Origin of the sequence: Burkholderia sp. BCC1999 (assembly GCF_905339975.1) — a bacterium.
Lineage (GTDB): Bacteria > Pseudomonadota > Gammaproteobacteria > Burkholderiales > Burkholderiaceae > Burkholderia.
Window position 1 is genome coordinate 20,767 of the sequence record NZ_CAJPHP010000040.1, and the last position, 11,665, is coordinate 32,431.

General features: G+C 64.8%; 11 protein-coding genes. 1 reads left to right on the forward strand and 10 read right to left on the reverse strand.

All coding sequences use genetic code 11. From position 1 onward, the window contains the following. Window positions 1–22: 22 nt before the first annotated feature. The 10 genes from hflX to ndk all read right to left on the reverse strand — a co-directional run bounded on the left by hflX (window position 23) and on the right by ndk (window position 10,684). Window positions 23–1,198 carry a GTPase HflX gene (gene hflX, locus U5809_RS34005; protein ID WP_175029016.1) on the reverse strand — a complete coding sequence of 392 codons (1,176 nt, stop codon included), beginning with the start codon at window positions 1,196–1,198 and terminating at the stop codon, window positions 23–25. 72 nt (window positions 1,199–1,270) lie between these two features. Next, entirely contained in the window at window positions 1,271–1,510 is a 240-nt protein-coding gene (hfq, locus tag U5809_RS34010) for an RNA chaperone Hfq (RefSeq protein WP_014896913.1), read from the reverse strand. A gap of 142 nt (window positions 1,511–1,652) precedes the next feature. Beyond that, window positions 1,653–2,990: a ribosome biogenesis GTPase Der gene (der, locus tag U5809_RS34015; protein ID WP_176047178.1), complete on the reverse strand. Its 1,338-nt coding sequence runs from the start codon at window positions 2,988–2,990 to the stop codon at window positions 1,653–1,655. A 247-nt stretch (window positions 2,991–3,237) separates the two neighbouring features. Next, entirely contained in the window at window positions 3,238–4,383 is a 1,146-nt protein-coding gene (bamB, locus tag U5809_RS34020; protein ID WP_174433730.1) for an outer membrane protein assembly factor BamB, read from the reverse strand. Window positions 4,384–4,425: 42 nt separating this feature from the next. Further along, window positions 4,426–5,055 carry a tetratricopeptide repeat protein gene (locus U5809_RS34025; protein WP_176047179.1) on the reverse strand — a complete coding sequence of 210 codons (630 nt, stop codon included), beginning with the start codon at window positions 5,053–5,055 and terminating at the stop codon, window positions 4,426–4,428. 55 nt (window positions 5,056–5,110) lie between these two features. Further along, window positions 5,111–6,451, reverse strand: coding sequence for a histidine--tRNA ligase (hisS, locus tag U5809_RS34030; RefSeq protein ID WP_176047180.1), 1,341 nt, complete (start codon window positions 6,449–6,451; stop codon window positions 5,111–5,113). 20 nt (window positions 6,452–6,471) lie between these two features. Next, window positions 6,472–7,776 (reverse strand): flavodoxin-dependent (E)-4-hydroxy-3-methylbut-2-enyl-diphosphate synthase, encoded by a 1,305-nt coding sequence (gene ispG / locus U5809_RS34035; protein ID WP_322089768.1) that lies wholly within the window; start codon window positions 7,774–7,776, stop codon window positions 6,472–6,474. 112 nt (window positions 7,777–7,888) lie between these two features. After that, window positions 7,889–8,899 carry a helix-turn-helix domain-containing protein gene (locus U5809_RS34040; protein WP_322089769.1) on the reverse strand — a complete coding sequence of 337 codons (1,011 nt, stop codon included), beginning with the start codon at window positions 8,897–8,899 and terminating at the stop codon, window positions 7,889–7,891. 164 nt (window positions 8,900–9,063) lie between these two features. Further along, window positions 9,064–10,203 carry a 23S rRNA (adenine(2503)-C(2))-methyltransferase RlmN gene (gene rlmN, locus U5809_RS34045; RefSeq protein WP_322089770.1) on the reverse strand — a complete coding sequence of 380 codons (1,140 nt, stop codon included), beginning with the start codon at window positions 10,201–10,203 and terminating at the stop codon, window positions 9,064–9,066. Window positions 10,204–10,258: 55 nt separating this feature from the next. Next, on the reverse strand, window positions 10,259–10,684 hold the full coding sequence (gene ndk, locus U5809_RS34050) for a nucleoside-diphosphate kinase (protein ID WP_011352265.1): 426 nt from the start codon (window positions 10,682–10,684) through the stop codon (window positions 10,259–10,261). Between the two features lie 249 nt (window positions 10,685–10,933). On the opposite strand from ndk, the gene U5809_RS34055 reads away from it, so the two are divergent. Continuing rightward, a complete protein-coding gene (locus U5809_RS34055) occupies window positions 10,934–11,632 on the forward strand; it encodes a Bax inhibitor-1/YccA family protein (protein WP_006761414.1) in 699 nt (232 codons plus the stop codon). The last annotated feature ends 33 nt before the right edge of the window (window positions 11,633–11,665 follow it).

Consider the following 11,665-nt stretch of genomic DNA (forward strand, 5'->3'; position numbering starts at 1 on the left):
CCGGCGAACCGGCCGGGACCGGTTAGCGCCCGTGTTCGGAAATCGTGTGGTCTTCGTGTGGTTCAGCGGGTGCGCCGTCGAGCGCGCCGCTGGGTAACGTCGCGCTGGAGAGGTGTTCCGCGGAGGCGATTTCGGCGATGGCGGCACGCAACGTATCAAGACCCTGACCGGTGCGCGCGCTCAAAAAGACGCGCGAAATATTACCATATTCGTCCCGCTCGACCGCGTCGCCGCGGGCCGCCAGCTCGGGCACGGCGTCGATCTTGTTGAACACCAGCACCTGCCTGATCGTGTCCGCGCCAATCTCGTGCAGCACGCCGTTGACCTGCTCGATCTGCTCGAGCCTGACCGCGCTCGACGCATCGACCACGTGCAGCAGCAGATCCGCGTGGATCGTTTCCTCGAGGGTCGCGCGGAATGCCGCGACGAGCTGGTGAGGCAGCTCGCGGATGAACCCGACCGTATCCGACACGACGATCTGACCGACCTCGTCGCCGAGGTACACGCGCCGCGACGTCGTATCGAGCGTGGCGAACAGCTGGTCGGCCGCGTAGGCCTGCGCTTTCGTCAGCGCATTGAACAGCGTCGACTTGCCCGCGTTCGTGTAGCCGACGAGCGACACCGACATCGTGCCGCTGCGCGCGCGCTGCCGACGCTGCGTGCTGTGCTGCCGGCGCAGCCGGTCGAGCCGCGACTTCAGCATCTTGATGCGTTCGCCGATCAGCCGGCGGTCGGTTTCGAGCTGCGTTTCGCCGGGGCCGCGCAGGCCGATACCGCCCTTCTGCCGCTCAAGGTGGGTCCACGCACGAATGAGCCGTGTCGACAGGTATTGCAGCTGCGCGAGTTCGACCTGCAGCTTGCCTTCGTGACTACGGGCGCGCTGCGCGAAGATGTCGAGGATGAGGCTCGTGCGGTCGACCACGCGCCTGTTAAGTGCCTGCTCCAGATTGCGTTGCTGGGCCGGCGCAAGGGCGTGGTTGAAGATGACGATTTCGACGTTGTGCGCGTCGCAGGCAAGCCGCAGTTCTTCGGCTTTGCCGCTGCCGATGAACATCTTGGCATCGGGACTGGAGCGACGACCTGTGAGGGTGACGGCGGGACGGGCCCCCGCGCTGGAGGCGAGAAGACTGAGTTCTTCGAGACTGGCTTCGAAATCGGTCTTGCCGAAATCGATGCCGACGAGCGCTGCGTTGATCAAATTATCGGGTGTCAAGATAAGGCGGCTGGCATCGGTCGCTCGCGGCGACCGGATGCCGGCCGCTGCAATGGGTTAGGACGAGACTTCCGCGTCCGGGTGGAAATTCACCGGGCGCGCCGGCACGACCGTCGAGATGGCGTGCTTGTAGACCATCTGGGTCACCGTATTACGGAGCAACACGACGTACTGGTCGAACGATTCAATGTTCCCTTGAAGCTTGATGCCATTGACGAGGTAGATCGAAACGGGAACGTGCTCTTTGCGCAGTGCGTTCAAAAACGGGTCTTGTAACAATTGCCCTTTGTTGCTCATGGCGTACTCCATCTTTTTTTGCAGGTTGATCTGGATTGGCGGGGAAGAAAAAGAGATCCGGCGCCAATCGCTACACTATAGCTGATTTTGCCTGCCCCGCCCGGGGCGTAGGCCTTGCGGCCTATCCCTTGCGGGGCGTGCTTCAGCCCTTGTCCGCGTACGGGTTGTTCGACGAACGGAACTCTATGCGCAATGGAGTCCCGGTCAGCGAGAAAGTTTCACGGAACCGGTTTTCGAGGTAGCGTTTGTAGGTTTCCGTGACCGCGTCGAGTGCGTTGCCGTGGATGACGATGAGCGGCGGATTCTGGCCGCCCTGGTGCGCGTAGCGCAGCTTCGGGCGCACCGGGCCGCGACGGCGCGGCTGCTGGAATTCGACGGCCTCGATCAGCGCACGCGTGAGCTTCGGCGTCGGCAGCTTCGCCATCGCCGCCGCGTACGCGTCGTCGACCGAGCGCATCAGCGCGCCGATGCCCGTCTTCTTCGCGGCCGAAATGAAGTGCGATTTCGCGAAGTCGAGGAATTTCAGCTTGCGGGTCAAATCCGCTTTCGCGCGGTCGCGCGCGTGCTCGTCGAGGCCATCCCACTTGTTGACGCCGATCACGAGCGCGCGGCCCTGCTCGACGACGAAGCCGGCGATGTGCGCGTCCTGGTCGGAAATGTCCTGCTGCGCATCCAGCAGAAGAATGACGACGTTCGCATCGGAGATCGATTGCAGCGTCTTCACGACCGAGAACTTCTCGATCGCCTCGAACACCTTGCCGCGGCGGCGCAGGCCGGCCGTGTCGATCAGCGTATATTTCTTGCCGTTACGCTCGAAGTCGACGTAGATCGAATCGCGCGTCGTGCCCGGCATGTCGAACGCGATCACGCGATCTTCGCCGATCAGCGCGTTCACGAGCGTCGACTTGCCGACGTTCGGACGGCCGACGATCGCAATCTTGATACCGCGCGACGGATCGTTTTCGTCCTCTTCCTCCGGGCGGTCGGCGTAAGCAACCTCCAGGGCCTCGTTGATCATGTCGGTCACGCCGTCGCCGTGCGCAGCCGAGATCGCGCGCGGATCGCCGAGCCCGAGTTCATAGAAGTCGGTCGCGACCGCCGTGTACTTCATCCCCTCGGCCTTGTTGACGACGAGGAAGATCGGCCGGCCGGTCTTGCGCAGGTAGTCGGCGATCGACTTGTCCTGCGGCGCGAGCCCGTTGCGGCCGTCGACGATGAACACGACGATGTCGGCTTCCTCGACGGCCTGCCGCGTCTGGCGCGCCATCTCGTGCAGGATGCCGTCCTTCGCGACGGGTTCGAAGCCGCCCGTATCGACGACCAGGTACGGCCGTTCGCCGACGCGCCCTTCGCCGTAATGGCGATCGCGCGTCAGGCCCGGCAGGTCGGCGACCAGCGCATCGCGCGAGCGCGTGAGCCGGTTGAACAGCGTGGATTTCCCCACATTGGGGCGCCCAACAAGGGCAATAACCGGTTTCATCTGTGTTTTCTACGGTGAAGCGCAGCAGCGGGAGGCCCGCTGCTGCGGGCGGCTGCGCTGAATGAAAATATCACGAATTCGCGCCGCGTCGGATGCGCGCGCCCGGCGCACGTTGCGCGCCGTCGTCTTTCGTCTCGAACTGCCTTTCAAATACCGAGCGGCCGGGAGCACCGGCCGCCTTCATGCGGTACGGCCGAGGCGCGCGGGACAAGCCCGCCGTGCCGCGGCCGCACCTGTTTACTGCGTGTCAGCGCGGACGGAACCCGTACAGGCCGCCGTCCTTCGTCTGCACGACGAGCGTATTGCCCGCGAGGACCGGCGCCGCCGTAATCGCGCTGCCGTCGGTCTTCATCCGTGCGATGAAGCTGCCGTCTTCGCGCGACAGGAAGTGCACGAAGCCCTTGTAATCGCCCATCACGACCGCATGCCCGAGCAGGTACGGCACGCCGACGTCACGGCTCTTCAGCTTGTCGTTGCGCCACAGCTGGTTGCCCGACGCCGCGTCGTACGCCGTCACGACCGACCAGTCGTCGCCGCCGGCGACCACCGAATCGTCCTGCGCGAGACCGCTGCGGCTCGAGAACGCCTTTTCCCACAGCGGGCGGCCCGAGTTCGCATCGAAGCAGCCGAGCTGACCCTGGAACGTCACCGCGCATGCCTCCGCGCCCACGAGCGTCGGCGGGCCGCTGACGTCGTTGATGCGCTCGACCTCGGTCACGCCCTTCGGGAACGACACAGGCGTCTGCCAGAACGGCTCGCCCGTCTGCAGGTTGATCGCGACCAGACCGCCGCCGGGGAAGCCCGCCAGCACCGCCGCGTCACCCGCGAACGTCATGCCGGCCGACACGCGCAGGTTCAGCGGCACCGCGCGGTTGCGGTAGTTCCACTTCTGCTCGCCCGTCTGTGCGTTGAACGCGATCACCTGGCCGTCGATCGTACGGACGACCACGAGGCCATTGCCGACGAGCGGCGGCGAGAAGATCTCGCCCTGCACGCTGGTCTTCCACAGTTGCTTGCCGTCCGGGCCCAGCACGAACACGCCGCCCTTCAGCGCGCCGACCGCAGTCAGGTTACCGTCGCTGCCGACACCGGCGGACAGGTCCGAACCGACCTTCGAACGCCAGAGCGTCTGGCCCGTCTTCGCGTCGATCTTCTCGACCGAACCGTTTTCGCCCGCCGCATAGACGGCGTCGCCCACGGCCACCGGCGAGAACAGGTAGCGTCCGCCCTTGCCGACGCTCGCCTTCCAGACCTGTTGCACGTCCATGACGGGCTTGAACTCGGTCAGCGGCGTCGGCACGCGACGCGCGTCCTTCGACGACGAGCAAGCCGCCAATGCGAGGACAGCCGCCGCGCAGGCAACGGGCACAGCGTAACGTTTCAGCAAATTCATCGGTTAGCGAAGCAGAAGTTAAGAGGTTGAGGGGACCGCGATTCAGCCGCCGAGCGCGTCCAGCTTGAACTGCACGAGTTGACGCGCAGACTGGTCGTCCTTCGACAGGCCGTCGAGCGCGAGCTTGTAAGCGGCGCGCGCATCGTCGGTCTTGCCTTGCGCGGCCAGCAGATCGCCGCGACGATCGGCCACGAGGCCCTTGAATGCATCGACCGGCGTACCCGACAGCAGCGTGAGGCCCGCGTCGTATGCCTTTTCGTCGAGCAGCAGCGACGCGAGACGCAGCTTCGCGATCTGCTTGTACTCGTCGTCCTTGGCGTGATCGACGGCCCACTGCAGCTGCGCCTTCGCGCCTGCCGCGTCGCCGGCTGCATACAGCGTCTTCGCGGCCGAGAGCGCCGTCATCTGCGCATACGGCGTGCTGCCGAACTTGTCTTCCATGTCGGCGGCCGCGCGGGCCATCGTCGCCTTGTCGTTCGCGGCGGCGGCCTTCTGGACCTGCTCGTACAGCCCGGACGCCTCGGCAGCCTGACGGCGCTGCCAGTAGTTCCAGCCGTTGAAACCGGCCGCGACGACGAGCGCCGCGAGCACGATCCACGTGGTGAGGTTGCCCCAGCGGGCCCACCACGCCTTGAGACTTTCAATCGATTCTTGTTCGTCGTGATAACTCATCGGCGAGCGATTCCTTCCTGTTCAGGCCTTTCTTGTCGAGCGAATGCCAGCGCGATCAGTCGTCGCCGTCTTCGGCGGATGCAACCATCGCATTGATTAGGAATTCGGTCAAGCTTTCGACCGGTACGGTCTGCTGAACGTTCTTTTCCCCATCCGCACCCGCACCGCGCAGCGCTTTCACGCCCACCGTGCCGTTCGCGACTTCTTCTTCGCCGAAGATCACCGCGAACGCCGCGCCGCTCGCGTCGGCCCGCTTCATCTGCGACTTGAAGCTTGCCGTCGCGCCATCGGCGCTGCAGTGGAAGATCACGTCGAGGCCCGTATCGCGCAGGCGCTCGGCCGCGATGAACGCCTGTTCGCGCGCGGTCTCGCCCTGATGCACGACGTACACGTCGACACCTTCCTGCTCGGGCGCGAGATCGTCTTCTTTCAGCAGCTCGAGAATGCGCTCGATGCCCATCGCCCAGCCGCACGCGGCGGTCGGCTTGCCGCCGAGCTGCTCGATCAGCGGATCGTAGCGGCCGCCGGCCGCGACCGTGCCCTGCGCGCCGAGCTTGTCGGTCACCCACTCGAACACGGTCAGGTTGTAGTAATCGAGGCCGCGCACGAGACGCGGGTTGATCTTGAACGGAATGTTGTTCGCGAGCAGCAGGCGCTGCAGCCCTTCGAAGTGCGCGCGCGATTCTTCGCCGAGGAAGTCGATCAGCTTCGGCGCGTTCTGCGCGATCTCCTGCAGCGCGGGATTCTTCGTGTCGAGCACGCGCAGCGGGTTCGTATACAGACGGCGCTTTGCGTCCTCGTCGAGCACATCGGCGAACTGCTCGAGGTACTTGATCAGTTCGACACGGTGCGCGGCACGCTCTTCGGCAAGGCCGAGCGAGTTGATCTCGAGCTTGATGCCGGTCAGGCCGAGGTCGTCCCACAGGCGCTGGCACATCATGATGATCTCGGCATCCGCATCGGGACCCGCGAAGCCGAGCGCCTCGACGCCGACCTGATGGAACTGGCGATAGCGGCCGCGCTGCGGACGCTCGTGGCGGAACATCGGGCCGATGTACCACAGGCGCTTCGGGCCGTCGTACAGCATGTTGTGCTCGATCGACGCGCGCACGACGGCCGCGGTGTTTTCCGGGCGCATCGTCAGGTTTTCGCCGTTCAGCGCGTCGGTGAAGCTGTACATCTCTTTCTCGACGATGTCGGTGACTTCGCCGATGCCGCGCGTGAAGAGCTGCGTGTGTTCGACGATCGGCGTGCGGATGTTCTGGTAGCCGTACGCGCGCAGCAGCGATTTCACGGTAGCTTCGAAGAATTCCCACAGGCCGGCATCCTGCGGAAGAATGTCGTTCATGCCCTTGACGCCGGTGAGCTTCTCGATCTTGCGTTTTTGTTCAGTCATCGTTCGTGTGTTTGGACGAATTAGTTCGTGGCTTCAGCGCGGCCGTAGTTGCGTGCGACGTAGTCGCTGACGATCTGCTGGAATTCCTCGGCGATCCGCTCGCCGCGCAGCGTCTTGACCTTCTCGCCGTCGATGAAGACGGGCGCTGCCGGGTTCTCGCCCGAACCCGGCAGGCTGATGCCGATGTTCGCGTGCTTCGACTCGCCCGGGCCGTTGACGATGCAGCCCATCACCGCAACGTTCATCTTCTCGACACCCGGATATTCCTTGCGCCAGACCGGCATCTGCTCACGCAGGTAGGTCTGGATCTGCATCGCGAGTTCCTGGAACAGCGTGCTCGTCGTGCGGCCGCAGCCCGGGCACGCGATCACCATCGGTGCGAACGAGCGCAGGCCCATCGTCTGCAGGATTTCCTGGCCGACGATCACTTCGCCCGTGCGCGGCGCGCCCGGTTCCGGCGTCAGCGAGATGCGGATCGTGTCGCCGATCCCTTCCTGCAGCAGCACGCCGAGCGCGGCCGTTGACGCAACGATGCCCTTCGAGCCCATGCCGGCCTCGGTCAGCCCGAGGTGCAGCGCGAAGCCGCAGCGGCGGCCAAGCTCGCGGTACACGGCGATCAGGTCCTGCACACCGCTGACCTTGCACGACAGCACGATACGGTCACGGCCGAGGCCGAGTTCGACCGCACGTTCGGCCGAGCCGATCGCCGACTGGATCAGCGCCTCGTACATCACGCTTTGCGCGCCCCACGGCTGCGGACGTGCACCGTTCTCGTCCATCATGCGCGCGAGCAGGTCCTGGTCCAGGCTGCCCCAGTTCACGCCGATTCGCACAACCTTGTCGTACTTGGCCGCGGCCTCGATCATCAGCGCGAACTGCGTATCGCGCTTCGCGCCCTGGCCGACGTTGCCGGGGTTGATCCGGTACTTCGACAGCGCCTCCGCGCAGCCCGGGTAATCGCGCAGCAGCAGGTGGCCGTTGTAGTGGAAATCGCCGACGAGCGGCACGGTCACGCCCATCCGGTCGAGCTGCTCGCGGATCGCCGGCACGGCGGCGGCGGCCTCGGGCGTGTTGACCGTGATGCGCACCAGTTCGGAGCCCGCGTTCGCGAGTTCCTTGATCTGGATCGCCGTGCCGATCGCGTCGGCCGTGTCGGTATTCGTCATCGACTGCACGCGCACCGGCGCGTCGCCGCCGATCGTCACGAGTTGCCCGCCCCAGCGGACATCCACCGCATGCGATACGCGGCGCGGCTGATGCCCGCCGAACACCGGCTCGGTTGAACAAATCTGACTGCTGCGTGGGGATTGAGCTTCGGATTGCATCGATAGATCCATTTACGCGGAATGCGCCGCGACGCGGCACATGAATTGAAAAAGCGCCGTGCCCTCACGGCCTGCCGATATCGACGACAGGCCTTCGTCACGGCGCTTGACGTCAGGGCAACGTGAACCGTGCCACATTACCCCGCGCTGCCGAATATTTTGCCGGATCGACCGGTTTTCCGTCGAACGCGACTGCGTCGAGGCCTGCCTTGTTGCCGATCGTGACCTTGAACGGCCCGTCACCGGCGACCTGCTTCGTCTCGCCGGCCCGCACCAGCGCCGAGAACAGCTCCTTGCCGTTCTTGTCGCGCACGCTGAACCAGCAATCCTGCTTGACCTTCAGTTCGACCATCGACTGGCCTGCCGCGACCACGACGCTCGCCGGCTGGGCCGGCGCGGCGGCGCTTGCCGCCGTCGTGGCCACGACCGGTTGCGATGCAGCGGCCGTCGCGACCGGTGCCACGGGCGCCGGAACAGCCGATGCCGCCGGCGCCGCAGATGCGGCCGCCGGGGCCGGAACCTCATTGGCGGCGACGGTCGACGCACCGCTTGCGGCCGCTTCTTCGACGGCAGCCGACGATGCAGCCGAAGCGCTCGCCGCCGACGCATGCTCCACGTCGCTGCCCTTCAGGCGCGCGAGCAGGCTCGACGAATCGCCGCCAGTGTGCCACATCAGTACGGCGACCACCGCGACGACGACGATCGCCGTTCCCCACAGCCACGGATGATGACGCGACGAGCCACCCAGCGGAATCGATACACGGCCGCGCGGCAGATCCGTCCCCGACGACGCGGGCATCGACAGGTCGACTTCCGGTACCCCGCGCTCACGGCGCAACGCCTGCGCGAACGGTTCCGGGTCAACGCCGAGCATCTTCGCGTAACTGCGCACGACACCGAGCGCGAACGTCACACCGGGCAGATGGCTGATGTCGCCGGCCTCGAGCGCCCGGAGCTTCTGCGGTGCGACCTTGAGTCGCGCCGACACGTCGTCGACCGACCAGCCCTTCGTCTCCCGAAGCTGCGCCAGCCGGCTGCCGACTGCTGCCAGCGATTCCAGTCCCGCCGGTGCCGGTTTCGCGGCATTCGTCTCTGCGCCGTTAGTCGGCTGCGGCTCACTCATCCTTGTCCTCGCGTCGATTCTTCTTCACTGGCGAGCGCCTCCGGCTCCTGCCGGCCGGCACCCGCAACTGTTCATACCATGCGCGGCGCCTAGGCGCCGCGACCGATCGCTATTCGCGTGTTGCACCGCCAAGGGGTTCGGGCGTCCCCGGTCAGGTGCCCCCGTCAAACTGCCCGAACTTCGATGATTTTTCCTGCCGTGCCCGTTCGTTCCGCCAGGCGCGTGCGGTCCTTCACCGCGCCGGCCAGCTGGCCGCACGCGGCATCGATGTCGTCGCCGCGCGTCTTGCGCACGGTCGTGACGACACCCGCGTCGATGAGAACCTGTGCGAAGCGCTTGATCTGCTCCGGCTTCGAGCGGATGAGGCCCGACTCCGGAAACGGATTGAACGGGATCAGATTGAACTTGCACGGCACGTCGCGCGTGACGGCCAGCAGTTCGCGTGCATGCGCTTCGGTGTCGTTGACGCCGTCCAGCATGCAGTATTCGAATGTAATGAAATCGCGCGGCGCGACTTTCAGATAACGCTGGCACGCAGCCATCAGCTCGCGAAGCGGATACTTCTTGTTCAGCGGCACCAGCTCGTCGCGCAGCGCATCGTTCGGCGCGTGCAGCGAAACGGCCAGCGCGACCGGCAACTCGGCGCCGAGGCGATCCATCATCGGCACCACGCCGGACGTGGACAGCGTGACGCGGCGGCGCGACAGGCCGTACGCGTTGTCGTCGAGCATCAGCCGCATCGCGGGCACGACCGCGCTGTAATTCAGCAGCGGCTCGCCCATGCCCATCATCACCACGTTGGTGACGACCCGTTCGGCCTTGCCGTTCGGGCCGGGCGCGCGGCCCAGCGACGCTCGCAATGCAAATTCGGCCATGCGGAGCTGGCCGATGATTTCGGCTGTCGACAGATTGCGGGAAAAGCCCTGCTTGCCCGTCGAACAGAAGCGGCAGTTGACCGCGCACCCGGCCTGCGACGACACGCACAGCGTGCCGCGCGTCTCTTCCGGGATGAACACGGTTTCGACCGCATTGCCGTTTCCGACGTCGATCAGCCACTTGCGCGTGCCGTCGGTGGAAACGTGATCGCTGGCAATATCGGGCATCACGATCGACGCACGGCCTTTGAGCTTTTCTCTCAGGGACTTTGCGAGATCGGTCATGCCGTCGAAATCGCCGGCGTTGTACTGGTGGATCCAGCGCTGCAACTGCTTGGCGCGGAACGGCTTCTCGCCGAGGCCGCCGCAGTACGCGACAAGACCCTCGGCATCGAAGTCGAGAAGATTGACGGAAGTTTCGCTCGTCATGATGTGCTGCCTTGCCGCGTGCGCTGGATCCTGCCTACTTGCTGTCAGCCAGGGCTTAACGCGAGTAAACGTTCATTTCCGGGAAGAAGAACGCGACTTCGACCGCTGCCGTTTCTGCAGCGTCCGAGCCGTGAACGGCGTTCGCGTCGATGCTGTCGGCGAAATCGGCGCGGATCGTGCCCTTTTCTGCCTTCTTCGGATCCGTTGCGCCCATCAGGTCGCGGTTCTTCAGGATCGCGCCTTCACCTTCCAGAACCTGGATCATCACCGGGCCCGAGATCATGAAATCGACGAGGTCCTTGAAGAACGGACGCGCTGCGTGAACCGCGTAGAACTTCTCTGCGTCTGCACGCGACAGGTGTGCCATGCGCGATGCGACGATCTTCAGGCCGGCGCCTTCGAAACGGCTGTAGATCTGGCCGATCACGTTCTTTGCCACCGCATCCGGCTTGATGATCGACAGGGTGCGCTCGATTGCCATAAAAACTCCAAAAAATTAAGAAGTTACAGGTTCAAATGAATCCGCTATTGTAGCACGATCCCGTGTATCATTGCGATTGAACCCTTACACATGTGAAAGGTTCCGAATCTATATGTTTTGTGCCGCACGGCCATTGAAACCTCCCGGCACGGAACGTATCTTAGCCATAGCTGCTCCGGTTTGCTGCGCCGCACACCGCGTGTGCCGAACCGGCCCCGGACGCCCACGCGTTCAATGTTAGGAGAAACCATGAACGACTATCCGTACAATTTCGGCCGCGGCGGTTCCGTCAGCACCGCCGAGGTTCGCAACCGCGTGCTGCGGAACACGTACTGGCTGCTCGCACTGTCGATGGTGCCGACCGTGCTGGGCGCCTGGGTCGGCGTCGCGACGGGCTTCTCGCTGTTCGCGGCCACGAGCCCGATGATGAGCCTGCTCGCGTTCTTCGCGATCGCGTTCGGCTTCATGTTCGCGATCGAGCGGACGAAAAACAGCGCGGCCGGCGTGTTCGTGCTGCTCGGCTTCACGTTCTTCATGGGCCTGATGCTGTCGCGGCTGCTGAGCTTCATCCTCGGCTTCTCGAACGGCCCGTCGCTGATCATGCTCGCGTTCGGCGGCACCGGCATCATCTTCGCCGCGATGGCGACGATCGCCACCGTCAGCAAGCGCGATTTCTCGGGTCTCGGCAAGTGGCTGTTCATGGGCGTGATCGTGATCCTGCTCGCGTCGGTCGCGAACATCTTCCTGCAGCTGCCGGCGCTGATGCTCACCGTGTCGGTGCTCGCGATCGCGATCTTCTCCGCGTACATGCTGTTCGACGTCCAGCGCGTCGTGAACGGCGGCGAGACGAACTACATCTCGGCCACGCTCGCGATCTACCTCGACCTGTACAACGTGTTCACGAACCTGCTCGCCCTGCTCGGCATCTTCGGCGGCAACCGCAACTGATGTTCGCCGTGCACCATGAAAAAACCGGCCTTC